Source organism: Halomonas salipaludis (assembly GCF_002286975.1).
Taxonomy (GTDB): Bacteria; Pseudomonadota; Gammaproteobacteria; order Pseudomonadales; family Halomonadaceae; genus Franzmannia; species Franzmannia salipaludis.
Genome location: NZ_NSKB01000006.1, coordinates 18,620 through 43,801 on the forward strand (window position 1 = coordinate 18,620; position 25,182 = coordinate 43,801).

At 63.1% G+C, this 25,182-nt stretch carries 22 protein-coding genes; 10 read left to right on the plus strand and 12 right to left on the minus strand.

Going from position 1 to position 25,182, the window contains the following annotated elements; genetic code table 11:
* Positions 1 to 109 precede the first annotated feature (109 nt).
* The 11 genes from CK498_RS15725 to CK498_RS15775 form a co-directional block, all read right to left on the minus strand.
* Entirely contained in the window at positions 110 to 697 is a 588-nt protein-coding gene (locus CK498_RS15725; protein ID WP_095621808.1) for a YajG family lipoprotein, read from the minus strand.
* Between the two features lie 77 nt (positions 698 to 774).
* The gene (gene msrQ, locus CK498_RS15730; protein WP_095621809.1) at positions 775 to 1,422 is read right to left on the minus strand and encodes a protein-methionine-sulfoxide reductase heme-binding subunit MsrQ; all 648 of its coding nucleotides are present in this window, start codon (positions 1,420 to 1,422) and stop codon (positions 775 to 777) included.
* Complete coding sequence (msrP, locus tag CK498_RS15735) at positions 1,422 to 2,438, minus strand: protein-methionine-sulfoxide reductase catalytic subunit MsrP (RefSeq protein WP_095621810.1); 1,017 nt, start codon at positions 2,436 to 2,438, stop codon at positions 1,422 to 1,424. Before msrP ends, msrQ begins: the two co-directional genes overlap by 1 nt.
* Positions 2,439 to 2,543: 105 nt before the next feature.
* A complete protein-coding gene (locus tag CK498_RS15740) occupies positions 2,544 to 4,049 on the minus strand; it encodes a HAMP domain-containing sensor histidine kinase (protein WP_095621811.1) in 1,506 nt (501 codons plus the stop codon).
* Between the two features lie 3 nt (positions 4,050 to 4,052).
* Entirely contained in the window at positions 4,053 to 4,754 is a 702-nt protein-coding gene (locus CK498_RS15745) for a response regulator transcription factor (protein WP_095621812.1), read from the minus strand.
* A 38-nt stretch (positions 4,755 to 4,792) separates the two neighbouring features.
* Positions 4,793 to 5,035 carry a hypothetical protein gene (locus CK498_RS15750; RefSeq protein ID WP_095621813.1) on the minus strand — a complete coding sequence of 81 codons (243 nt, stop codon included), beginning with the start codon at positions 5,033 to 5,035 and terminating at the stop codon, positions 4,793 to 4,795.
* 272 nt (positions 5,036 to 5,307) lie between these two features.
* Positions 5,308 to 6,399, minus strand: a complete 1,092-nt coding sequence (locus CK498_RS15755) for a sulfate/molybdate ABC transporter ATP-binding protein (protein WP_095621814.1) — start codon at positions 6,397 to 6,399, stop codon at positions 5,308 to 5,310.
* 1 nt (position 6,400) lies between these two features.
* On the minus strand, positions 6,401 to 7,222 hold the full coding sequence (cysW, locus tag CK498_RS15760) for a sulfate ABC transporter permease subunit CysW (protein WP_095621815.1): 822 nt from the start codon (positions 7,220 to 7,222) through the stop codon (positions 6,401 to 6,403).
* Positions 7,222 to 8,079 carry a sulfate ABC transporter permease subunit CysT gene (cysT, locus tag CK498_RS15765; RefSeq protein ID WP_095621816.1) on the minus strand — a complete coding sequence of 286 codons (858 nt, stop codon included), beginning with the start codon at positions 8,077 to 8,079 and terminating at the stop codon, positions 7,222 to 7,224. The genes cysW and cysT overlap by 1 nt, the downstream gene beginning before the upstream one ends.
* The gene (gene cysP / locus CK498_RS15770; RefSeq protein ID WP_095621817.1) at positions 8,076 to 9,098 is read right to left on the minus strand and encodes a thiosulfate ABC transporter substrate-binding protein CysP; all 1,023 of its coding nucleotides are present in this window, start codon (positions 9,096 to 9,098) and stop codon (positions 8,076 to 8,078) included. The genes cysT and cysP overlap by 4 nt, the downstream gene beginning before the upstream one ends.
* Before the next feature lie 112 nt (positions 9,099 to 9,210).
* Positions 9,211 to 10,413 (minus strand): MFS transporter, encoded by a 1,203-nt coding sequence (locus tag CK498_RS15775; RefSeq protein WP_095621818.1) that lies wholly within the window; start codon positions 10,411 to 10,413, stop codon positions 9,211 to 9,213.
* A gap of 83 nt (positions 10,414 to 10,496) precedes the next feature.
* Between CK498_RS15775 and rpe the strand changes: the two genes are divergently transcribed.
* The 3 genes from rpe to CK498_RS15790 are packed head-to-tail and all read left to right on the plus strand — an operon-like array spanning position 10,497 to position 12,393.
* Complete coding sequence (gene rpe / locus CK498_RS15780; protein ID WP_095621819.1) at positions 10,497 to 11,192, plus strand: ribulose-phosphate 3-epimerase; 696 nt, start codon at positions 10,497 to 10,499, stop codon at positions 11,190 to 11,192.
* On the plus strand, positions 11,185 to 11,502 hold the full coding sequence (locus tag CK498_RS15785; protein WP_229359108.1) for a GIY-YIG nuclease family protein: 318 nt from the start codon (positions 11,185 to 11,187) through the stop codon (positions 11,500 to 11,502). The genes rpe and CK498_RS15785 overlap by 8 nt, the downstream gene beginning before the upstream one ends.
* A 33-nt stretch (positions 11,503 to 11,535) precedes the next feature.
* The gene (locus CK498_RS15790) at positions 11,536 to 12,393 is read left to right on the plus strand and encodes a mechanosensitive ion channel family protein (RefSeq protein ID WP_095621821.1); all 858 of its coding nucleotides are present in this window, start codon (positions 11,536 to 11,538) and stop codon (positions 12,391 to 12,393) included.
* 58 nt (positions 12,394 to 12,451) lie between these two features.
* Here the strand turns inward: CK498_RS15790 and CK498_RS15795 are convergent, their stop codons facing one another.
* On the minus strand, positions 12,452 to 13,750 hold the full coding sequence (locus tag CK498_RS15795) for an NAD(P)/FAD-dependent oxidoreductase (RefSeq protein ID WP_095621822.1): 1,299 nt from the start codon (positions 13,748 to 13,750) through the stop codon (positions 12,452 to 12,454).
* Between the two features lie 236 nt (positions 13,751 to 13,986).
* On the opposite strand from CK498_RS15795, the gene CK498_RS15800 reads away from it, so the two are divergent.
* The 7 genes from CK498_RS15800 to CK498_RS15830 all read left to right on the plus strand — a co-directional run bounded on the left by CK498_RS15800 (position 13,987) and on the right by CK498_RS15830 (position 24,951).
* Positions 13,987 to 14,652: a phosphoglycolate phosphatase gene (locus tag CK498_RS15800; protein ID WP_095621823.1), complete on the plus strand. Its 666-nt coding sequence runs from the start codon at positions 13,987 to 13,989 to the stop codon at positions 14,650 to 14,652.
* Positions 14,653 to 14,912: 260 nt separating this feature from the next.
* Complete coding sequence (gene trpE, locus CK498_RS15805; protein WP_176475828.1) at positions 14,913 to 16,409, plus strand: anthranilate synthase component I; 1,497 nt, start codon at positions 14,913 to 14,915, stop codon at positions 16,407 to 16,409.
* A 322-nt stretch (positions 16,410 to 16,731) separates the two neighbouring features.
* Positions 16,732 to 17,250, plus strand: a complete 519-nt coding sequence (locus CK498_RS15810) for an Hcp family type VI secretion system effector (protein ID WP_095621825.1) — start codon at positions 16,732 to 16,734, stop codon at positions 17,248 to 17,250.
* A gap of 229 nt (positions 17,251 to 17,479) precedes the next feature.
* Entirely contained in the window at positions 17,480 to 19,624 is a 2,145-nt protein-coding gene (locus CK498_RS15815; RefSeq protein WP_095621826.1) for a type VI secretion system Vgr family protein, read from the plus strand.
* Entirely contained in the window at positions 19,621 to 20,427 is an 807-nt protein-coding gene (locus CK498_RS15820) for a DUF4123 domain-containing protein (protein WP_095621827.1), read from the plus strand. Before CK498_RS15815 ends, CK498_RS15820 begins: the two co-directional genes overlap by 4 nt.
* Positions 20,424 to 23,969, plus strand: a complete 3,546-nt coding sequence (locus CK498_RS26605; RefSeq protein WP_229359109.1) for a hypothetical protein — start codon at positions 20,424 to 20,426, stop codon at positions 23,967 to 23,969. The genes CK498_RS15820 and CK498_RS26605 overlap by 4 nt, the downstream gene beginning before the upstream one ends.
* On the plus strand, positions 23,959 to 24,951 hold the full coding sequence (locus CK498_RS15830) for a hypothetical protein (RefSeq protein ID WP_095621828.1): 993 nt from the start codon (positions 23,959 to 23,961) through the stop codon (positions 24,949 to 24,951). Before CK498_RS26605 ends, CK498_RS15830 begins: the two co-directional genes overlap by 11 nt.
* Positions 24,952 to 25,182 lie beyond the last annotated feature (231 nt).

The window sequence follows — 25,182 nt, forward strand, 5'->3', positions numbered from 1 at the left end:
CAAGGATGTCGCGAGTCCAAAGCAGAGTTTACGCGGTGTAAATGAGTACTTTGAGCCGATTTTTAACGCCGTATGGCCGAGCGCAGCCAGTTTTCAGGCATAGCCTGGCTTAGCGGGCCAAAAGCTGGCCTAACTCCGGGTCGCGGAAGGTGCGGTTGAGGCCATCGCTGAGCAGGTCGTTGACCATCCGCGTGTTGGTCTCCTGGTCCGGGCGCACGGCGTAGCTCTGGGTGCGGCGCGAGGTGTAGGTGCCGGTATAGGTGTTGCGCTGGTTGACCGCCTCGGCGCGGAACACCGCCTCGAGCACCGCTTCACCGAGCACCGGCACGCCGTCGCCGCGGGCGTAGTCGAGCCGCGTCAGGGTCAGGGTCAGCGAGGGGCGCCCGTCGCTGGGCTGGGTGGTCGGATTGAAGCCCATGCGGCGTACCGCGGCTTCGGCCTGCTCCTGCAGCTTGGGCACGATGTCGTGGGAGTTGACGGTGATCTCGGCTGCCGACATTGCCGAGCCGCTGCGCGTGCCGAGTACCTCGGATTGGCGTTCATCGACCACGTTGACGGTGACCTCCTGGCCGCCACCCGCCTGGGGGATATCGGCGGTGATCTGCGGGTCGACCTGCAGATAGTGGGGGCTGGTGCAGCCGGCCAGGGCCAGAGCGGCGGCGGCGAACAATGAGCGAAACCCAACGCGAGACAGCATGCGACAACTCCTGAGTGATCGACAGGCAAAAGACGATGCAATGGCATCTACGGCGAGTATAAGCTTCTACCACTCAGCTAGCACGTCTCTGCGCTGCGCCGCCTAAGTAGACGACTCAATCGGTCGCGTAGTTTAGGCAGCGTGCGGGCCACTGGCGGCAGGCGGGTTGCCATTACTAACGTGGCAATAGCGGCGTACATCGCCCACTCTTGCATGTCGGCGCGCACTACCCAGAAGAAGTGCAGCAGTACCAGGCCCAAGATAGCGTAGGAAAATTTGTGCAGCGGCTTCCAGCGCTTGCCTAAACGGCGCATTGCCCAGCGGTTGGAGGTGGCGCCGAGCACAGCAAGGCCGATCAGCGCGATCATGCCAACGATGATATAGGGCCGTTTTACCAGCTCGCTACCGAGCAGGGCCCAATCAAGCCCCAGGATGAATAGTGCGTAGCAGAGCATGTGCAAGGTGGCATAGGCGAGTGTCCACAGGCCCAGTTGCCGGCGGATCAGCGCAAAGCCTTTCCAGCGGGTGAGCTTGGTCAACGGCGTAAGGCTCAGGGTGAGAAGCAGCATCCAGAGTCCACCGATGCCGATATTCAGCAGCAGGTAATTCCCCGGCTCGGGGCCAGCGGCGTTGATCGCCACCTGCCAACTCCACAACAGCAGTGGCGCTAGCGCCGCCAGGAACACGCCCACGCGCCACAGTAGCCAAAAGCGTTGGGCTGCCATCAGTAGTGCTTCCTTAGATCCATGCCAGCATACAGCTCGGCGACATCGTCGGCGTAGCCGTTGAACATCAGGGTATCGATGGTATTGGTGTTGAACAGGGTATTGGGTAAGCGGCGCTCGGTGGCCTGGCTCCAGCGTGGGTGATCGACCTCGGGGTTGACGTTGGCGTAGAAGCCATACTCATTGGCGGCGATTTGCTGCCAGGAGTTGAGTGGCTGCTCTTCCACCAGCGAGATACGTACAATCGACTTGATGCTCTTGAAGCCATATTTCCAGGGCACCACCAGCCGCAAGGGGGCGCCGTTCTGGTTGGGCAACTCCCGGCCATACATGCCCAGCGCGAGCAGTGTCAGTGGATGCATGGCTTCATCCAGGCGCAAGCCTTCCACGTAGGGCCAGTCGATTATCGAGAACGAGGAGCGTTGACCGCGCATTTGCTCAGGATCCACCAGGGTTTCAAAGCGCACGTACTTGGCTTTGCTGGTGGGCTCGGCGCGCTTGATCACCTCGGCGAGGGGGACGCCTAGCCAGGGGATCACCATCGACCACGCTTCTACGCAGCGCAGGCGGTAGATGCGTTCTTCAAACTGCGCGGGCTTGGCGACGTCCTCCAGGGCAAAACGCCCACCGTTATTGACTTCACCATCCACCACCACACTCCAGGGCTGGGTTTGCAGGCTGCCTGCATGGCGGGCGGGATCGCGCTTGTCTGTGCCAAACTCGAAAAAGTTGTTGTAGCCACTGGCGTCATCAAAAGGAGCGATTCGGTCTTTTTCAGGGTCGCTTGGGGTGATGGCCCGCCACTGGGTGTCGCTGATTTTTTCCTTTAGCCATGCCGGTGGGCTGCCTTCTGGAACATCCGAGTAGTCGGCATTGGCGTGCACGTTGCCGGAGAGGGCTAGCCCCGCGCCCAAGCCCACCATACCTCCCATAAAGCGGCGACGTGACAGATAGATGGACTCGGGCGTGACATCGGATTCGTGCAAGTCACTGGGTTTGGCAATCTTGATCAGCATCTGGCATCTCCTGGTGAGGGTAAGCCTGTGGAAAGCATGCGTGGTAGCCACTCAGGTCAGTTTGCATGAGATGTATCACAGCCAACTCCCCAGGTTATTACGAATTCATAACGTCGGACGTGAGGGGGCGTGTGCCGGTAGCCGTATGCAGAAGGAGGCCCCGCCAGACGCAGCGTTCTCAACGCGAATATCGCCACCCTGCAGTGTCATGATTCTGCGGGCAATCGCCAGCCCTAGCCCGGCATGGCCAGCGCCACCAGAGGCTTCGCCGCGATAGAAAGGATCGAAGATATGCGGCAGATCCTGTTCCGAAATCCCAGGGCCGCTATCCCGCACGCAGACCTTCGGTTCGCCGTCCGCCTGGCCGACCACGACGTCTATATGGCCGCCAGCGGGGCTGTAGGCAATGGCGTTGCTGATCAGGTTGTCCAGCACACGTTCGGTCATGGCAAGGTCGGCGTAGGCGGTTGGCAACGCTGGATCGCCTCTTAGGCATAGCGTCAGCCGGTTTTCCCTCGCTGCCTGGCCGTGTTTCTGCACCACATCGTGCACCAGCTCGGCCAGCGGAAAGGGCTCCGGCACCGGCTGTTTCTCTCTTGCCTCGAGTGCGGCAAGTTCGAAGAGCTCATCCACCAGACGGCTCAAACGCCGGCCTTCCTTGAGCGCGATGTCGAGAAAGCGATCCTGCTCCTGTGGGCTGAGACGGTCACGCCGTAGTTTCAAGCTTTCGATATAGCCCTGCATCGACGCCAGGGGCGTGCGCAGATCATGGGACACCTGGGCGACCAGACGCCGGCGCTGAGCATCTTTATCTGTCAGTTGCTCTATCTGGCAGGCAATCCGCTGGGCCATTTCATCAAAGGTGACGCCCAGGTAGTCGATCTCGTCACGTACCACGGGCCGTTTGTCGCGCCATCTATTGCTGTGCCAAGTGCTGGATGGGGTCTGGCTCATATCATTGTTCTTGAAGTCAGCCACTAGCCGCGTCAACGACCTCAGGCGGCGGGTCAGCAGATGGAAGATTGCCAGCCCTGCGACCATTGCCACTATCAGGCTAACCAGCAGTGCCCAGGCGCTCATCTCCAGCACTTTGCCGCCACGCGCCATGGTTTCGGCAGCGTCGTACTCTTCGCCCCGCAACACCACATAAAGATACCCTTCTGGGTTATCTGCGGAGGGCACCGGAGTGACGGAGAAGACTTTCTGGCGGTCGTGGCTGCGGGGGTCGTCACCGAGTAGTGGGTAAAGGCTCATGTCATCCATTAGCCTGCGTATGGGGTCCAGGGAGACCTGGTTGCGTTTTATCCTCGCTGGATCCGCGGAATAGGAGAGAATGGTGCCATCCAGGTCTAGCAGGTAGATCTCGATGCTGGGGTTAATCGCCATGTACAGGGCGAAGAGTTCTTCCAGAGCGCTACGGTCAAGCTCACCGTCGCTGACCAGATTCCTGTCTGACACCAGGTTCTTGGCCAGATCCTGATGCAGTGCCTGGTTGACCGAAGCGCTATACTCACGCAGTGAATAGAGGCTGATAAAGGTATATAGCAGGCCAATGGCAAGCAGCAGCAGAAACAGCCCCAGGGCCAGCCGAGTGTAGAGTGTTTTCAGCATGACTCATTCGCGGAAGCGATAGCCCACCCCCCAAACCGTCTGGATGAACTCCGGATGAGTTGGATCCGTTTCGATCTTGCTCCGCAGGCGGTTGATGTGGGTATTGACGGTGTGCTCGTAACCTTCGTGGCTATAGCCCCATACGCTATCGAGCAGCTGGACACGGCTGAATACGCGGCCCGGATGGCTGGCAAAGTGCCAAAGCAGATCGAATTCCCGTGCGGTAAGTTCGACGGCCTGCTCTCTAATAAACACCCGCCGACGAATAGGATCAATACGCAGTCCATCAGCGGTTAGCTCGTTATCGCAGGTTGCCACGCTTGCCGCGGATGCCATGGCATCCACGCGTCGGAACAAGGCCTTCACCCTGGCCGACAGTTCGGCCACGCTGAACGGTTTGGTGAGGTAATCATCCGCCCCCATTTCCAGGCCCAGAACCCGATCCAATTCAGTGCTTTTGGCTGTCAGCATCAGTATTGGAACGTAGCCTGGGCCGGAGCGGATTTCGCGACATACTGATAGCCCATCGATGCCGGGCAACATCAGGTCGAGAATCACCAGGTCGATCCCACCTTCACGAAAGCGCCCAAGGCCGGTATCTCCCCGATCGCACAGAACGGGATGCATGCCAAGTTCGGCCACATGCATGCGGACGAGCTCACCGATACCCGGGTTGTCCTCAACAATCAGTACGTTTCGTGTCATAGGTTCCTGGCTTTTACATACTCGCGAGTCGCTGGGGCTTACATGCCGTCGCTTTCCATCTCCTCATCCATATCGCCTTCCATATCCATATCGCCTTCCATGTCCATATCATCGCCTTCCATGGAGTCGGACATATCCTCCGTCATCATGTCACCATCATCCATTGACTCATGCATGTCGTCTTCCATCATGCCTTCGTCGGACATCATGTCGTCTGCGTGGCTGGCCGTTGCCATCAGGCTGAAGAGGCAGATGGCTGCGATAGTAGTGAACTTGCTCATGGTGTGTCTCCTTGAGTCTCACGCCCGCCGGGCTGGCAGGTTCACCACCTATACTCGGCGCTCACCATCACAGCAGAGTCACGAGGTATTAAAGAGTGTATCGCGAAAATCTCACAAAAGTGTCACAGGTGATCGGCGTGACCGTTTGGAAGAGTTAAAGGGGGCTGGCGACATCCCTGTCACTCGGACGTCGGGCAGCGGAGCTGCCCAAGTCGTCAGTCCCATTGCTGATGTTGCCTGCGGCGCACACGGGGGCGGGGGAGTGCGCTGGCTCAGGCCACAGTCGGCTGGCGGCGCTTGACCACTTCATCGTCGAAGCGGCGCCAGCGGCGCGGGATTGCGTACAGCCGCTGGCCGCGGCTGATTGCCAGGCGCTCGAAGTCGGCATGGCGCACCGTGGCCAGCCACGGCGCCGGCAGCCAGTCGGCTTCCAGCTCGACGCGCACTTCGGCGCCCACCGGCGAGATCGCGGTCACCGTCACCGGCAGCCGTGCAGTGTCGCTGGGGGCATCGGCCAGCTTGAGCTCGTGGGGGCGCAGCAGCAGCTCCTCGCGGCCGTCGTCGAGCTCGCTCACCGCCAGCTGGGCGTCGCCGCAGGTCAGCACGCCGTCGCGCACGTCGCCCTCGAGGCGGTTGACGTCGCCGAGGAACTCGAACACGAAGCGGTTGGCCGGGGCTCGGTAGAGCGCCTCGGGGGTATCGATCTGCTCGATGCGGCCGTTACTCATCACCACTACCCGGTCGGAGAGCTCCAGTGCCTCCTCCTGGTCGTGGGTGACGAACACGCTGGTGAAGTTGAGCTCGTCGTGCAGGTGACGCAGCCAGCGGCGCAGGTCCTGGCGCACCTTGGCGTCCAGCGCACCGAACGGCTCGTCGAGCAGCAGCACATCGGGGCGCAGCGCCAGGGCCCGGGCCAGCGAGACACGCTGCTGCTGGCCGCCGGAGAGCTGCGCCGGGTAGCGCTTGGCGAAGTCCTCGAGCTGCACCATCTCCAGCAGACGGTGGACCCGGGCACGGATCTCGCCGCTGCTGGGGCGCTGCTTGCGCGGCATCACGGTGAGGCCGAAGGCGACGTTGTCGAACACCGACATGTGGCGGAACAGCGCATAGTGCTGGAACACGAAGCCGATGCGCCGGTCGCGCACGTGGACCTGGGTGACGTCGCGATCGCCGAACTGAATGCGTCCGGCAGGCTTGGCGTCGGCCAGCTCGAGCCCGGCAATGATGCGCAGCAGGGTGGTCTTGCCCGAACCCGAGGGGCCGAGCAGGCCGACCAGCTCGCCATCGTGGATGTCGAGGTCGATCGGTTCCAGGGCCTGGGTGCGGCCGAAGGTCTTGGCGATATTGGTCAGACGGATGCTCATATCAAGCCTCCTGGCGCGCGGCGCGCCATTCCAGGCCGGCCTTGGCGGCCAGCGTCAGCAAAGCGATCAGGGCCAGCAGCGCGGCGCTGGCGAAGGCGCCCACGGTGTTGTAGTCCTGGTAGAGCTGCTCGAGGTGCAGCGGCAGGGTGTTGGTCTGGCCGCGGATGGCCCCGGAGACCACCGACACGGCGCCGAATTCACCCACCGCACGGGCGTTGGTGAGGATCACCCCGTAGAGCAGCGCCCAGCGGATGTTGGGCAGGGTCACGCGGCGGAACAGCGTCCAGCCCGAGGCACCGAGGGTCACTGCTGCCTCTTCGTCCCGCGAGCCCTGGGCCTGCATCAGCGGAATCAGTTCGCGGGCCACGAAGGGGCAGGTGACGAAGATGGTCACCATCAGGATGCCCGGCCAGGCGAACATCAGCTGGATGTCGTAGCCGTCGAGCCAGCTGCCGATCCAGCCGTTACGGCCGTAGAGCAGCAGGTAGACCAGGCCGGCGACCACCGGCGACACCGCGAAGGGGATGTCGATCAGGGTCTGCAGCAGGCGCCGGCCGGGGAAGCTGAAGCGGGTCACCAGCCACGCCAGCGCCACGCCGAACACCAAGCACACCGGGATGGTCAGCACGGTGATGAACAGCGTCAGGCCGATGGCGCGCAGCGTGTAGTGGTCGCTGACGTTGCTCCAGAACACCGCCACGCCCTGGGCGAAGGCCTGGGCGAAGATCGCCACCAGCGGCAGCAGCAGGAACAGCGCCGACAGCAGCACGGCACTGATCACCAGGATGCGCCGCACTCGCGGCGCGTCACCGATCCGTTGCATCAGCCGCCTCCTCCATGCAGGCGCTTGATGAAGCGCCCCTGCCAGATATTGATCGCCAGCAGCAGCGCCAGCGACACAGCCAGCACCACCGAGGCGATGGCCGACGCGCCGACGTAGTCGTACTCCTGCAGGCGCACGAAGATCATCAGCGCGGTGATCTCGGTCTCATAGGGCGCGTTGCCGGCGATGAAGATGATCGCCCCGAACTCACCCAGCGAGCGCACGAAGGCCAGGCCGGTGCCGGTCACTAGCGCCGGCCACAGGTGCGGCAGGATCACCCGGCGAAACGCCGTGGCGTCACTGGCGCCCAGCGTCAGCGCGGCCTCGTCGACCTCGTTGGGCAGGTCCTCGAGCACCGGCTGCACGGTGCGCACCACGAACGGAATGCTGGTAAAGGCCATGGCCAGCGCGATACCCACCCAGGTATAGGCGACCTGGATGCCCAGCGGGTCGAGCAGCCGGCCCATCCAGCCGTTGCTCGAGTAGAGCGTGGCCAGGGTAATGCCGGCCACTGCGGTGGGCAGCGCGAAGGGTAGGTCCATCAGCGCGTCGAGCAGGCGCTTGCCGGGGAAGTCGTAGCGCACCAGCACCCAGGCCAGCAGCAGCCCGAAGGCAGCATTGACCAGCGCGGCCACCGCCGCGGCACCGATGGTCACCGTATAGCTGGCCACCACCCGCCCGTCGCTGATGATCCGCCAGTATTCCGCCAGGCTGATGCCCGAGAGCTGCCCGAACAGGCTGGTCATGGGCAGCAGCAGCATCAGCGAGACGAAGGTCAGGCTGATGCCCAGCGATAAACCGAAACCCGGCAGCACCCGCTTGGGCGTGCTGCCGGTGATGTTGGCGAGCGTAATCATCTGCGCTGCAGCTGGTCCAGCAGGGCGCCGTTGGCGAAGTGATTCTCCATCGCCTCGTCCCAGCTACCGAACACGTCCTCGACGCGCAGCAGCTCGGTCTCCGGGAACTGGTCGGAGAACTCCTCGGCGACCGTTTCGTTGTTGACGCGGTAGTTGAAACCGGCCAACTGGCGCTGAGCGTCTTCGCTGTAGAGGTAGTCGATGTAGGCCTCGGCCAGGTCGAGGTTGCCGTTACGCTCGGCGTTGGGGCCGACCACCGCCACCGGGAACTCGGCCAGGATGCTGACCGGCGGCACGATCACCTCGTAGTCTTCGCTACCGTATTCGCCGCGGATGTTGTTGACCTCTGACTCGAAGCTGATCAGCACATCGCCGATACCGCGCTCGATAAAGCTAGTGGTAGCGCCGCGGCCGCCGGTGTCGAACACCGCCACGTTGCGCAGGAAAGTGCGCATGAAGTCGTGGATCTGCTCCTCGTCGCCGTCGAACTGGTCATCGGCGAAGCCCCAGGCGGCCAGGTAGGTATAGCGGCCGTTGCCCGATGTCTTGGGATTGGGGAACACGATCTCGATATCTTCGCGGACCAGGTCGTCCCAGCTCTCGATGCCCTGGGGGTTGTCCTTACGCACCAGGAAGGCGGTGGTGGAGTAGTAGGGCGAGGCGTTGTTGTCGAAGGCGTCCTGCCAGTCTTCGGCCACCAGGCCGCCGTCGGCCAGCGCCTGGACATCGGTGACCTGGTTGTAGGTCACCACGTCGGCGCGCAGGCCCTGCAGGATGGCGCGGGCCTGGGCCGAAGAGCCGCCGTGGGACTGCTGCACGTCGATCTCCTCGCCGTGCTCCTCCTGCCAATGGGCGATGAACTCGGGGTTGATCGCCGAGAACAACTCGCGGGCGATATCGTAGGAGGAGTTGAGCAGCTCGCGCTCGGCGGCCACGCTTGGCGTGGCGATACCGGCAACCAGTGCGGCGGTCAGTGAGGCGCCGAGGGCGCCGCGGCGAAACAGGGAAGTGGCTGACATCAGATTCGGCTCCAGCACAAAAGTGTGTGATTGGAGCGAAGGCTAAACCAACGATTAAGGAATGACAATCCTGTTTGTTATTCAATTTTGCAATATGGCCAATCGCCTTGCGCTATCTGGGTGGCCCTGCCGCTTCGGCAGGGCGGCGCAGGCACCATAGCCCCACCACTGGGCCGGGTAGCAGCAGCCAGGCCAGCCACGGCCCCAACGCCTGCCACAGCGGAATCAGCACGATCAGCGATAGCATCGAGATGGCGAAGCCGATGGCATTCTGCAAGGTCAGGGCGCTGCCGACGATGCGCGCCGGGCAGGCCGCCGCCGAGAGTGCCGAGAACTGCGGCGAGTCGACCACCGCCAGCGCGCTCCATAGCGCCAGGAACAGCGCCACTGGCAGCAGCGACCCGCCTGCTGACGCCGGTGCCAGCATTGGGCCGAGCAGTGGGTAGGCGAGGCAGCACAGCGCCGAGCCGGACAGGCCCAACTGAGCCACCCGACGGCTGCCGAGGCGCTGGCTGAGGGCGCCGCCCAGCCAGCAGGCCGGGCCGCCCACGGCGATCAGCGCGAAAGCGAGCAGTGCCAGGTGCGCGGTCTCCAGCCCCGGGGCGGCGGCCAGCAACATCAGCGGCAGCAGCGCCCAGAGCGTATATAGCTCCCACATATGCCCGAAGTAGGCGCTGGCGGCACGCCGGAAAGCGTCGATGGAGAACGCCTCGAGCCCCGCCAGGCGGGCGCCCGGGCCGCCGGCGCTATGCTTGGCCTGGCGCACCGCGGGGGCCTCGCCGAGGCGCCACACCATGGCGCCGCCGGCCACCGCCAGCAGCGAGGCACCCCAGATGCCGCCTTGCCAGGGGATGCCGGCGCTCAGTTCGCCCAGCCCGCGCAGCCCGTGGGGCAGGGCGGTGCCCAGTACCAGCATGCCCACCAGCCAGGCCAGCCCCAGGCCGCTCTTGCCCGGCGTCCAGCCGACCATCAGCTTCATGCCCACCGGGTAGATGCCGGCCAGGCACATGCCGGTGATCACGCGCAGCCCCACCGCTCCCCACAGCCCGCCGGCCCAAGGCAGTAGGGCGTTGGAGAGCGCACCGAGCAGGCAGCAGGCGGCGAACAGCCGGCTGGCGTCGAGGCGGTCGGCGAGCCCAGCCAGGCCGATCAGCAGGGTGCCGAGCAGAAAGCCGCCCTGTACGGCGCCGGTCAGCCAGCCGAGGTCGGCGTCGCTGAGCCGCCACAGCGCCTGCAGGTCGGCGAGCACGGCGTTGGGGGTGAACCACAGGGCGGTGCCGAACAGCTCGGCGATGGCCAGAATGAGCGTGGGCATGACGGTTCCGTGTCGCGGTTTTTGGTAGACTTGTGCGCCCAGACTATCTAATTTCGCGACCCCGCATCAGAGGAAAGCGCCACATGGCCAGTCCCCGCGACTTCAAGATCGCTCCTTCCATACTCTCCGCCAACTTCGCCCGCCTGGGCGAGGAGGTCGATGACGTGCTGGCCTCGGGGGCCGATATCGTCCATTTCGACGTGATGGACAACCACTACGTGCCCAATCTGACCATCGGCCCGATGGTCTGCGAGGCGCTGCGCAAGCACGGTGTCACCGCGCCTATCGACGCCCACCTGATGGTCAAGCCGGTGGACCGGCTGATCGGCGACTTCATCGACGCCGGGGCCAGCTATATCACCTTTCATCCCGAGGCCTCCGAGCACGTCGACCGCTCGCTGCAGCTGATTCGCGACGGCGGCTGCAAGTCGGGGCTGGTGTTCAACCCGGCCACGCCGCTCTCCTACCTCGACTACGTGATGGACAAGGTCGACATGATCTTGTTGATGAGCGTCAATCCCGGCTTCGGCGGCCAGGCGTTCATCCCTGGCACCTTGGATAAGCTGCGCGAGGCGCGGGCGCGCATCGACGCCTCGGGGCGCGATATTCGCCTCGAGATCGACGGTGGGGTAAAGGTCGACAATATCGCCGAGATCGCCCGCGCCGGGGCCGATACCTTCGTCGCCGGCTCGGCGATCTTCAAGGCGCGCAATGCCGACGAGCCGCACCGCTACGACGGCGTGCTCAAGGCGCTGCGCGACGAGCTGGCGAGTGTCTGAGCAGGGGCCGGTGTGGCACCTCTACGTGGTCGAGACCGCGGCTGGGGCGCTTTATACCGGCATCAGTACCGACGTGACGCGTCGCTTTGCCGAGCACTGCAGCGGCAAACGCGGCGCCCGGGCGCTGCGCGGCAAGGGCCCCTTGGCGTTGGTACACCAGCAGGCGGTGGGCAGCCACACCGAGGCGCTGCGCCTGGAACGCGAGATCAAGCGTATGGCCGCTCCGGCCAAGCGTCGCTGGCTTACCAAGCATGCGCTAGGCTTGGTAGGCAATGTCGACGAGCGATTGCCCGGCAAGGCAAAAAAATGACGAAAAACGTGGTGCAACGTCGAGGAGAACAATATGGACGTCACATGGATCGGTAACTTCCTGCAGGTGCAGGGCACCAATCTGGTCATCAATCTGATCGCCGGCCTGGCGATCTTCTTGATCGGGCGCTGGGTGGCCAAGCTCATCCACCGTGTCGCCATCAAGGCCATGGAGCGCAGCAAGTTCGACCCGCTGCTGACCAAGTTTCTGGGCAATATTCTGTATGCACTGCTGCTGGTGTTCGTGATCCTGGCGGCGATCAATCAGGTCGGCATCCAGACCACCTCGCTAATCGCCGTGATCGGTGCCGCGGGCCTCGCCGTCGGTCTGGCATTGCAAGGCTCGCTGGCCAACTTCGCGGCCGGGGTGTTGCTGATCGTCTTTCGCCCCTATCGCATCGGCGATTTCGTCGAGGGTGGCGGTGTAGCCGGGGTGGTCGTCGACGTGCAAATCTTCACCACTGAGCTCAAGACCGGCGACAACCGCAAGATTATCGTGCCCAACGGCCAGATGATGAATGGCACCATCACCAACTACTCATCGCATGACACGCGGCGCGTCGACCTGGTCGTCAGCGCCGGCTACGACGACGATATCGATACCGTACGCCGCGTTCTCACCGAGACGGTGGCTGCTGACGCCCGCGTTCTCGCTGAACCGGCGACCAACATCCGCATCAACGCCATGGGCGAATCGAGCATTGACTGGATCGTGCGCCCCTGGGTCAAGGCCGTCGACTACTGGGACGTCTACTGGGATCTTACCGAGGAAATCAAACGGCGCTTCGACCGCGAGGGCATCAGCATTCCTTTCCCGCAGCGCGATGTGCACGTCTATCACCACGGCGCCAAGGATGGCGAGGCAAGCGGTCTCGACGCCCAGCAGCAGTAAAGCCAAGCGAAGCAAAGGAGGCGCATCCGCCGACCCAAGGCCGACGGATGCGCGGTAATCAGTGCAGCTTCATCTTGGGCTTGAGGAAGCGGTTGATGCCATCGACCACGATGGTCATGCCGGTCTTCACCGCGCCGTGGATGGCGAACTGATGCATGCGGTACAGCGAGGCGTAGAAGAACTTGGCGATACGCCCCTCGAGGAACAGGCTGCGCGCCGAGGCGCCGCGCATCAGGCTACCCACCGCATCGAAGTGGGCCAGTGAGATCAGCGAGCCGCGGTCGCGGAACACGAACGGCTTGAGCGGCTTGTCGTCGAGGGTCGCCAGTAGGTTGCGGTATAGCCGCGAGGCCTGCTGGTGGGCGGCCTGGGCCCGCGGCGGCACCGGCTTGCCGTCCGCCTGAGGGCAGCTGGCGCAGTCGCCGAAGGCGAAGATGCGCGGGTCGTCGACGCTCTGCAGCTCGGGGTTGACCTTGACCTGGTGGTTGCGCTCGGTGGCCAGGCCCAGCTCGGAGAGAAACGGCGGCGCCTTGATGCCCGCCGCCCACACGCTGAGATCGGTCTCGATGCGCGTGCCGTCGGCGGTGATGAAGCCCTCGCCGTCGGCCTGGGTGACGCGGGTCTCGACGTGGATATTGACGCCGAGCTTCTCCAGTTCACGGTGAACCGCCTTGGTGATGCGCTCCGGCAGTGCTGGCAGGATGCTCGGCGCGGCCTCGATCAGGTGCACGTCGAGCTGGCCGCTATCCATGTTGGTAAAGCCGTAGCTGTGCAGCATCTTCGAGGCATCGTAGAGCTCGGCGGCAAGCTCTACCCCGGTGGCGCCGGCGCCGACGATACCCACCGCCAGCTTGGGATGCAGGCGGCGCTCCGGATCGCTGTAGCGCAGGAAGGTGTTGAGCATGTCGTGGCGGAACGCCTCGGCCTGCTTGGGGCTGTCGAGGAAGTGGCAGTGCTCGGCGACCCCGGGGGTGCCGAAGTCGTTGGAGACGCTGCCCAGCGCCAGCACCAGGTAGTCGTAGTGCAGGTTGCGTGAGGGCAGCACCACGCTGCCGTCGTCGTCGAGGATCGGCGCCAGGGTCAGGGTCTGGGCCTCGCGATCCAGGTCGCTGAGGGTGCCGCGCTGGAACTGGTAGCCGTGGGCCTTGGAGTGGCCCTGATAGGAGACCTCGTCGAGGCCTGAGTCGAGCACGCCGGTGGCGACCTCGTGAAGCAGCGGTTTCCAGATATGGGTGGGGTTGCGGTCGACGAGCACCACCTCGGCACGCTTGCGCTTGCCGAGTTTGCGTCCGAGCCGGGTGACCAGCTCGAGTCCGCCTGCGCCGCCGCCGACCACCACGATGCGTGGTAGAGGCATGAGAGACTCCAGAAATGATGAAAAGGATCAGCAAATGCATCGCCTGGGTCGGATCAACGGCACGCGGGGCGAGGACGCTGCCCGGTAACGGCGATATCTGCGCCTAGCATAGGGCGGTACGGCGCGTTTTCCTATGGGCGATCACTGATTTTAGGCATGTTTTTTCGTAATATTACATGCATGAACGGGATGCTGGCCGTGGACCGCCGGACAACTCACTGAAAGGAAACGAAATAATGCATCCGCTGCTGCAAGGCGTGAAACTGGTGGCCTTCGACCTCGACGGCACCCTGGTCGACTCGGTGCTCGACCTGGCCGCTGCGGTGGACGCCGCCCTGGTTGCACTCGACCTGCCGCCGGCCGGCGAAACAAAGGTTCGTGACTGGGTGGGCAACGGCTCACTCAAGCTGATCGAGCGCGCCCTCGGTGATGCCCTGGGCGAGGCCCCGGGGCCAGAGCGGTTGGCCGCGGTACATGAGCGCTTCCTGCACCACTACGGGCTGGCGCCCAATGCCCGCACCCGGCTCTACCCCGGGGTGCGCGAGGCCCTCGACGGCCTGCACACGGCCGGCATGCCGCTGGGGCTGGTGACCAACAAGCCGCAGGCCTTTATTGCGCCGATTCTCGAGGGCTTTGGCCTGGCCGGCCACTTCGGGCTGTGCCTGGGCGGCGACGCCCTGCCTCAGAAGAAGCCCGACCCGGCGCCGCTGCTGCACCTGGCGCGGCACTTCGGGGTCGCCCCCGGCGACTGCCTGATGGTTGGCGACTCGCGCCACGACATCGAGGCCGGCCGTCGTGCCGGCTTTCGTACCCTGGCGGTGCCCTACGGCTACAACCACGGCGAGCCGGTGGCCGCGAGCCGCCCGGATGCCCTGGTTGAATCGCTTGCCGAACTCGTTTAGGGTCTCGAATCAACAAGATCGCGCCGCTCCACGGCCGATACCCCACACCATGGACGCACCATGACGCTGGAATCCCGCCTCTCTTACGTGCAGCAACCGGTCGCCTCTCTCGGCGGCGGGGAATTGATGCGCGACGTCAAGCGCTGGCGATGGTGAGTGCCGCGCGGGCTCGCTAAGCGGGCCCGACCTTCCGAATCGCTCTCGAATCGGGCCACCCCAGGCCCCGCATTGACGAACACAGTGAGGACACGCCGGGCATGATGACTTCCGCGCGCTTCAATGAGCTGGCCGAGGCCGGCTACAACCGCATTCCGGTGACCCGCGAGGTGCTCGCCGACCTGGATACGCCGCTTTCCACCTACCTCAAGCTGGCCAACGCGCCCTGGACCTTCCTGCTCGAGTCCGTGCAGGGCGGCGAGAAGTGGGGCCGCTACTCGATCATCGGCCTGCCATGCCAGGAGCGCATCGAGGTGCGCGGCTTCACGGTGCGCCACCTCATCGACGGCGCCGAGGTGGAACGCCACGAGGTCGAGGACCCACTGGCCTGGATCGAGGACTTCCAGGCGCGCTTCAAGGTGCCACGCCTCGACGACCAGCCGCGCTTCGACGGCGGCCTGGTCGGCTACTTCGGCTATGACACCATTCGCTATGTCGAGCCGCGGTTGCGCAGCGCAGCCGCCGCCAACAAACCCGACCCGCTCGGCGTGCCCGACATCCTGCTGATGGTGTGCGATGAGCTGGTGGTGTTTGACAACCTCTCCGGTCGCCTCACGCTGTGGACTCACGCCGACCCCGCCGAGGCCGAGGCCTACCAGCGTGCCCGCGGGCGCCTCGAGCGGCTCGAAGTGCAGCTGCGCAGTGCCACCCTCAACACCGTCAGCCCCGGCACCGGCCGCAGCGCGGTGGAGGAGGGGCACTTCACCTCCGGCTTCACCGAGGAGGGCTTCAAGGCCGCGGTGGATAAGATCAAGGGCTACGTGCTGGCCGGCGACGTGATGCAGTGCGTGCCCTCCCAGCGCATGTCGATCCCCTACCAGGCGCCACCGCTGGACCTTTACCGCGCGCTGCGCAGCCTCAACCCCTCGCCCTATATGTTCTTCTTCAACCTCGACGACCACCATGTGGTGGGCTCCTCGCCGGAGATCCTCACCCGGCTGGAGGAGGGCGAAGTCACGGTGCGCCCGATTGCCGGCACCCGGGTGCGCGGCAAGACCGAAGAAGAAGACCAGGCGCTGGAGGCCGACCTGCTGGCCGACCCCAAGGAGATCGCCGAGCACCTGATGCTGATCGACCTGGGCCGCAACGACGTGGGCCGCATCAGCGAGACCGGCTCGGTGGTGGTCACCGACCAGATGGCGGTGGAGCGCTACTCGCACGTGATGCACATCGTCTCCAACGTCACCGGCAAGCTGAAGCCGGGCCTCACCGCGATGGACGCGCTGCGCGCCACCTTCCCGGCCGGCACGCTCTCCGGCGCGCCGAAGATCCGCGCCATGGAGATCATCGACGAACTCGAGCCGGTCAAGCGCGGCATCTACTCCGGCGCGGTGGGCTACCTCTCCTGGCACGGCAACCTCGACACCGCGATTGCCATCCGCACCGCGGTGATCAAGGACGGCGAGCTGCACGTCCAGGCCGGCGCCGGTGTGGTCGCCGACTCGGTCCCCGAGATGGAGTGGCAGGAGACCCTCAACAAGGGGCGCGCGCTGTTCCGCGCCGTGGCCATGGCTGAGCGCGGCCTCGACAACCTCGAATAGCGGCACTCTTCCAGCAAGCTGACTTCAAGGCCGAGGCGTATGCCTCGGCCTTGTCATTTCCGCTCAGCGTGCGGCGTCATGTTGCATGCCACTGCCGGCAAGTGTTTAACATAATCTTTTCTTGCCGAAGTGAATTTAGGCAACTTCTTGCCCGGCGGGCAAGATCTTGCTCGCCCTGGGCAAGATCTTGCCTAATTTTACTTAGCTTCGGCGCGACAAAAATCCATAAATATTTGAATATATAGGCTTATCAGTTTTTTGGCATAAAGGCTGCCCTATAAGAGGTGTCCGTCGGACGTTTTCAACCAACAGGAGCAGACTCATGCCTACACCTTGTTACATCAGCATCGAAGGCCAGACCCAGGGCAACATCACCGCTGGCGCCTTCACCCCCGACTCCGTGGGTAACATCTACGTCGAAGGCCACGAAGACGAGATGCTGGTCCAGGAATTCAAGCACGTCGTGACCGTGCCCACTGACCCGCAGTCCGGCCAGCCCTCCGGCCAGCGTGCCCACAAGCCGTTCATCTTCACCGTGGCCCTCAACAAGGCCGTGCCGCTGATGTACAACGCCCTGGCCTCCGGTGAAATGCTGCCCAAGGTCGAGCTGAAGTGGTACCGCACCTCGGTGGAAGGCAAGCAAGAGCACTTCTTCACCACCAGCCTGACCGACGCCACCATCGTCGACATCAACCTGCGCATGCCCCACGCCCAGGACACCAACAGCGCCGAGTTCACCCAGCTGATGGACGTCTCGCTCTCCTACCGCAAGATCGACTGGGAGCACACCGTGGCTGGCACCTCAGGATCCGACGACTGGCGCGCCCCGCTCGAGTCGTAAGCCTCGAGGGTATGGCGGGGCTCACCCGATGGCTCGCAACCCGGGCCCCGCCATGCCTTATCGATGTGCTGATGCCAGGGCTCGCTTAGAGTCCTGGCATCAGCGCATGTAAGCGATTGCCCATACCTCGTGTCAGCGATCCACCACAGTGACGCCATACCGCTTGCGTGTTGCCCGCTGAGCGGTACCCTCCCGGGTGGCGCTGCTTATCACTTGCCTGGAGGGACCCATGGCCCACGCCACCGGACTGCAATTCACCCTGGCCCTGGCCAGTGACGACGCCCTCGACCTGGCGGTGATCGACTTCACCCTCGAGGAGTCGCTCTCGGCGCCGTTCCGCCTCGCAGTCGAGTTCGCCAGCCGCGACCCCGACCTCAGCCCCGCGGGCTTCCTCGACCGCGAGTTGACCCTGACGATCTGGCAGGACGGCGAGCCACTGCGCCGCGTGCACGGCATCGCCGCCGAGTTCAGCCACGGCGATCGTGGCCATCGCCGCACCTTCTACACGGTGGTGATCCGCCCGGCGCTGTGGCGCCTCTCGCTGCGCCACAACTCGCGGATCTTCCAGCAGGTCTCGCCGCTGACCATCATCAATACCCTGTGCGAGGAGCGCGGCATCACCGACGTTGCCTTCGCCGTCACCCGCGAGCCCGAAGAACGCGAGTACTGCGTGCAGTACCGCGAGACCGACCTGGCCTTTATCCAGCGCCTGGCCGCCGAAGAGGGGCTGTTCTACTTCCATGAATTCGAAGACCAGGTCGGCGGCGCCCACCGCCTGGTGTTCGCCGACGACCCGCAGCTGCTGACCCAATTGGGCGAGCGCAGCTACCACAGCCGCGCCGGCGGCAGCGCCCCGACCCGCCATGTGCGCAAGCTCAAGCAGGTCGCCCGGGTCGCCCCGGCCAGCGCCACCCTCAAGGACTACTCCTTCAAGCAGCCGGCCTATTCACAGCTCCACGAGCACGTGGCCGGGGGCCTCGAGGAACATGCGCAACGTGGCGTCGTTAATAAAGAGTACGAACACTACGACTACCCCGGGCGCTACAAGCACGACGCCTCCGGCGAGCCCTTCACCAGGATCCGCCTCGAGGCGCTGCGCCACGACGCCCTGACCGCCGAAGCCGCGAGCGACCTGCCCGAGCTCGCCCCCGGGGCCAAGTTCACCCTCAGCGACCACGACGCCGACAGCCTCAACCGCGACTGGCAGGTGGTACGGGTCATCCACCGCGGCGAGCAGCCCCAGGCCCTGGAAGAGGATGGCGTCACCCAGTCGGATAGTGCTGGCCTGCGGGGGCGGGCAGGCTCGGAAGCCATGACCCGCTACCACAACGACGTCGTCCTCACCCCCGGCGACGCCGCCTGGCGGCCCGAACCAAACCCCAAGCCCCGCGTCGACGGCCCCCAGGTCGCCTTCGTGGTCGGCCCCGAGGGCGAAGAGATCCACTGCGACGAACACGGCCGGGTCAAGGTGCAGTTCCCCTGGGATCGCTACGCCGAACCCAATGAGACGGCGAGCGCCTGGATCCGCGTCGCCCAGGGCTGGGCCGGTGGCGGCTACGGCAGCATCGCCATCCCGCGGATCGGCCATGAGATAGTGGTCTCATTCCTGGAAGGCGATCCGGATCAACCGCTGATCACCGGACGCACCTACCACGCGGTCAACACCCCGCCCTACACGCTGCCCGAGCACAAGACGCGCACCGTGATCCGCACCCAGAGCCACCAGGGCGACGGCTTCAACGAGCTGCGCTTCGAGGACCAGGCCGACCAGGAGCAGATCTGGCTCCACGCCCAGAAAGACCTGGAGCTGCTCACCAACCACGACCGCACCGAGGCTGTCGGCAACGACAGCACCCTCAGCGTACGTAACGACCGCATCGGCGAGATCGACAACGACGACCACCATACTGTCCACGGCCAGCGCCACGAGCACACCGAAGGCAGCCAGCACCTGATCGTCCAGGGCACCCTGCACGTCAAGGCCGGCCAGGCCTGGCTCACCGAGAGTGGCCGTGAACTGCACATCAAGGCCGGCCACAAGGTCGTGCTCGACGCCGGCAGCGAACTCACCCTCAACGCCGGCGGCAGCTTCCTCAAGCTCGACGGCGGCGGCGTCACCATCAGCGGCCCCAGCGTCAAGATCAACGCCGGCGGCAGCCCCGGCTCGGGTTCCGGCCAAGCCGCCGAAGCACCGCTGCTGCCGGGAAGAGCGCTGGCGGAGGCGCATGAAGATGTGACATTGGGGCCGATCTTTGGCAAGCGCCTCGATCAAGCCATGGCCGATGACATTCCTATGATCGAACTCTGCCAGCTGCAGCGCGACGGTAGCTGCCCGCTGTCGGATTGCCCTTGTGGGAACCGGTCCCTGTCATGAAAGTACTACGCGCCGATTCGCTGTCCGCACTGCTCGGAAACCAGAGCCATCACCTACATCACTGGCTGGTACTCGAAGAGACTGGCGAGACGCTGTCATCGCTCTACCAGCAGGTACCGGCACTCGAATACACCTGGTTGTTCCTGGAAACACCCTATGCCGACTTCCTGAAAAGGAGTCCAGTGGTGTTGCGCATAGACGAGACGATCAGCAACGTGCTCAACGCCTTTTCACAGGACCCGAGAGAGGGAATTGCCCCAGGCATCGTCGTGGCGAGCCAAGCCTCGCAAGAGGAGGTGCTAGCGCATCTACGCCACTGCTTGAACGTTACATTCTACGGCAATCGCAAAGGCATGCTGCGTTACTACCATCCCGATATGGCGGCGGCGCTATTCGGTGCTCCCGAGCATGTCGGCCAGGCATGGTTTGGCCCCCTCGAGCGCTGGATATGGCATGGCGAAGCTCACCCACGGACGCCTGGCGCTTCAACATGGCTTGCGCTGCATGCCGATGATGACCCATCCGCGCGGGATCGAGCGCAAGACCACACCGGACGAGCCCAGGCAAAAGCGACGCCCGGTCTCGCACTGTCCCGAGGGCAGGAAGCAGCCCTGGAGCGCCATATGCGCGTCATGAAAGCCTGGAAAGCGTTTCGCCAGCCGAGCGAACGCCTCGAGGAGCCGAACGCCTATCGCCGCTTTCTCTCCAGCGCTCAACTCCAGCAAGCGCTGGCACCAACAGACAAGCCGTCGACGGTTGCTGATGCCGCGACGCCATCCACACGCCAAGGGAGTGCCACATGAGCCAAGAGTTGAGCCAGCACAAGGCGTGCGAGGAGCCCAAGCTCTATATCCAGGTCATGGGCACAGCGCATCCGGAAGGGCATCGCTTCGTCTTTTACGACCTGGAAGACCAGCAGGAGCAGACTGCTCTCGCCGAGGCGGTCGAGGAAGAGGATCTGCCTGAGCCGTTGAGCCGTATTCACGGTTGGTCCTGGGAAGGAGAGCCGCGTCGTAATGTCTGGTTAGAGATTGCCAGCGAAGAAGGTGATCCAGTACGTGTACCGCTGTTTGCTGATGTGGGCCAAACCCCCTGGCAAGAGCATGAACGTGATACGGTTTTCCAGCAGTATGTCGTGCAGCCTGTTATACCGCTTGCCTTTTGGAAGTCATTGGTAGATGACGCCACCCATGCGCTGCCGTGTCGCCCTGGCTACCTGTATATCCACTATCGCGGAGCCGTGTGGCGGGAAATCGAAGTGGGTGTCTCCGAGTCAGGGGAGTGGCAATTTCGGGATGTCGATCTGGTACAGCATCGCAGCGAGGCCGACGGCTATGTGGAAGATCGTCGTCCCGCGAGTGGCCAGCCATTGACGGAGCTCTGGTTGCCGGCACGCCGCGAAATGAACTGGATGGGCCGCGAGGTCAAGGTGGCGTTTTCAGACGTGCAATGGTCGGCGGCCAGGCTCAATCATCTGGACGCCGATCCCTCGGCCATCAATCAGCGCTTCCTGTCCGTCTCCCTGCGCGACACCTCCGAACGTGCCGCAACTGGCCAACTGCTCGCGGCCGACGAGTTAGTGCCACAGCGGGAGCGCAGTTCCAGCCTTGAGACGCAACTGGTGCATCCGCCACTCTGGACCGAAGACCTTTCGGGAAGTCGCGTATCTGCACGCTATCAGCAAGCCTTGAGTGAGCAACAACGCTTCGATGACGGCGGGTCGGAGGCGGTGAACGGTGCCTGGAACGAAGCCAACCGCGACGATTCCCCCCTGAAGCGGGAGGTCGGCCTGCGTACAGCCGCCGTGGAGGTGGTATGCCAGGCCAATCGCACTACCACGTCGGCGCAAGGGGACGACGAACCGCCGGTGTGGGAAGACCTTCCCGAAGGTAACGATATCCTCGCGGATGCACGGGAACGTCAGATACCAGGGCTTGTCATCCACGACCCCCTGTTCGAACTACGTCATGCGCTCAGTCAGGCACAGTTGGCTCAGAGCTACCTGACGCTGCTGCTCGAGCGCTGTGCCTCGCGGCCGCATTATCGCAGTGCGGTGCTGCTTCAAAAGCGCGTCATGCCCGAGCGTATTGGCGGTGAAAGCAACCCATTGCGCCGTTTCGCATCGGAGCCGGCGCTAAACTATCTCGGTGGGGAGTTCCATACCAGCGTGGCCACGCTGGCTCGCGACATCGCGCATCGACTTTGGGAGTTTCACCAGACTCGCCTGGCCGACTTGCTGGCTAGCGCAAGCTACCAGCGGGTGCTGGCCGACTACTTCAGTCTCGAGGGCAGCGACTACGTCAGCGGCTTCTGCTTTGCTGAGCAGTGCTTCACTGCACTGAGTCTCGACCCAAAGCGTGTCGATACCTTGGTGGATGAAGATATCCCCAGCCTGTTTCATACCGCGAATGCCGGTAGGGCTCAGCGCACCCTGCTTACCTTGCTGGAGGAGGGCAGCAGTGAGCCATTGCACGCCATGTGTTTCCCCGACAGTGATGCTCATCCCGCGGAGCAACCCTTTGTACTGCCGGAGGAGGAGATCAATGACGGCAGTGGCCGTTTCCGGGCCAAGGCACTGGCCGAGGAGGGGGAGCGCAGCCAGGTGCCGGACAAGGATGATCTGCAGACCTTTGAAGCATCCTTGTTAGCCGCCATGGCGCGTACCAGCGCGCCAGGCGAGCTCAAGCGCTGGGCCGATGCCCTGGAAACCGTATTCGCGAGAATGGCTGAAAGCGGTAGGAACCTGCTGGCCCAAGTGGCAGATGAAAGTCAGCGCATGGCCGTGGCGGGTAGACTATACATGCCAGCCTTCAATGCCTCCCGCGGAGCTCTGCATAGCTTGCTCGGCGACCTCACTTTCCAGCCGATGGGGGACGTCGATCTAGGGCGCTACATACTGATTGGTGTGGAAGACGTGGAAACGGGCATGCGGTTCGGTGTCGATGCCGCCGAAAGGGAGTACATCGCTCGCAATAACCATCGCCAGTTCTATGGCGAAGTTTACCGTACCTCCAACGGCGAGCTGCTGGGCGGTACCAGTAAACAGCGACTGCGCTCCATGGGCGAGGTAGGCGAGGCCCGCGAGGTGCGCTTTGTCTTTGCACCCGCCGACTCACGGGCTGCTGGTCTAGTGCGCCGAGGTCGGAGTCGAATCGGCTTTGTCGAGCGTGCCACCGATGTCACTCGCTTGCCCTATATTATGGTGGTAATTCAGTCGGTGAATTTGGGGCAGAGTTTCTCAACAATTCGCAAGCTTGAAATGAAAACCGGCGCTGGATTTGCTGCTGCCTCTACTGATTTCTTATTAGCTATTCTTAACCTCAGTGATTACATTGCTCAAAGAAATCAAGTGCTTCGGCCTGTCGTCAGCATTAGCCAATTCAGCCAGACAGTCGTGATAAATAATAGTCAGGTCAACATTTTTAGCCGTCTTTTCCCTAGCTTGATTAGAGTTAACTGGATGGTTACCAAGGGGGCAGCAGTATTGATGGCTGTCTACATGACATGGGAAGCCATTGAGCGAGTGCGCGAAGGTGATACCGATGCTGCCATGGCCTACGGCGTGGCAGCGGCTGGTGCGACGATGTTAATGCTATTTAGCGGTCCAGTGGGCTGGGTCGGTCTGGCGCTACTGCTTGGTGGTGGTATAGCCGGTGTACTGCTGACCGATGGGCCGCTGGAGCAGTGGATCAAGCATGGCCCCTTTGGCGACCAGCGTGGTCAGGCCCCATGGTTGGAAGAGCCGGAGGAAGCCTACTATCGCCTGCAGAGCCTGTTCGCCAATATCCAGGTTTCACTACGCAGGGTCCCCCCTGTGGAGCGCGATGCGCTGTTAGCACGACTTGGCCAGACGCATACTTCACCTGTCGATACGGCCATGCCGATCGGGCGTCAATGGCAGGAGCATTTCGATGCGCGCCAAGTCATCAATACCGCCATCGAGGTGCGCAGCGCCCTGCCTGGAATGGGGATTGAGCTGAAGGATGTGGCAGTGCTGCGTTTAGTCCGAGGTGACTACTATCGCTCGCCAGGCGGCAGCAACTGGGAAGAAGCATCCTCGATGCGAATTCAGCCTGCACTCACGCAGTTGGGCTCGCAACATATCACCTACTATGTGCACTCCCCGGCCAACGAGCCGCTGCGGGGTTTCGGCAGCGTGACCGAATACCGCTGGGACGTTCAGGTACAATTTCGTGAAGCGACGCAGATACCGCTGCGCCCCAGCCGACGCATCTACCCCGCACCTGCACCGTTGACGGCGATGCCGGAAGATATGTCGACTGCCCTCAGTGTTGAGGAAGCCGCAGATGACTACTGGATCAAGGAAAGGCTTAATGTCCGCTAAAGAGAACCTTGGTGATTACTACGCCGACACGGCCTATACCCCCACCAAGCGCCAGCAGTGGGAAGAGGCGAACCCTGAGCGGGATACCATCATTGGCTCGCGACTACCCTGGAATCGCAGGACCCAGGATAATGGAACGAACGAAGAGTATGGTCATAATAATATCGCCATCTCCCAGAACTGGGAAGATCAGCGTGTTGATAAAAGCCTAGAAGGAGATGACATTTTTAATGTAATGAAGGTGCGTTATGATCACCAGAGTATTATGCCACCATGTTACAAAGGAAGTGCGAAGCTTTTTTTTATGGCAATGGCAGTTGGGAAGGGAGGTTTTTTTTTAAGTCTCTGGATATTGAGTGTGGCTGTTTTTGGATTGTTGGTAATGGCTATTTTTGATGGAGAGTTTGAGGAGTCATTCTCTGCGATTTTTATGATGGCCAAGCTTTTATTTCCTATTGGATTGCTTATGATATTCCTATGGAAAGGGGGGAGATACTTGGAGGGTAAACACCCGTCTATTCTTTATGGCATGCGAAAAGCCCCCCTTTGGCGGCTTAACCGCCAAACAGGTCTATTCACCATTTACGACCCCAAAAAAGCCTGGGAGCAACGCCTGGAAGCCCCTTTCTGGGAGTATGACGCCTTTCTGCAGAGTTCTCCCGACACCCAGGGCAGTGCTACCTACTCGCTGATTCTCTACCACCCCTTCAAGCGAATCCGCCAGAAGCTGGACGCCCAGTTTCCGCCGACCAAGATGCCGGGCGAACTGGTCGCGGCCTGGCAGTTCCTGCAGCGCTATATGGACGTCTCCCAGCCGTTACCGGATGTGCCAGGTCTTGAGATTCACCGCCACAAGGACCCCACCACGGCGGCTGCCGATCAGCGCAAAGGCCGCAATCCGCGCTACTGGCGGGACATGGACGAGGCCAGCGTAAAGAAGATCCAGGAAGAGAAGTACCGCAAGAATATCCGCCTGCGCTAGGCCACAAAAGGCGAGGCAATCAATGGGCCTCCCCAGGGAGGTCCACGTTCTTCTATTGGCTGATACGGCAATGCTGGGCATTGGGGTAGGCGCAGGTCGTCTACCCTGGCGGTAGCGTGGGGAGACGCTGCGCCCCAGCCGACGCATCTACCCAGCGCCTGCACCGCTGACGGCGATGCCGGAGGATATGTCGGCTGCCCTCAGCGTTGAGGAAGCCGCTGATGACTACTG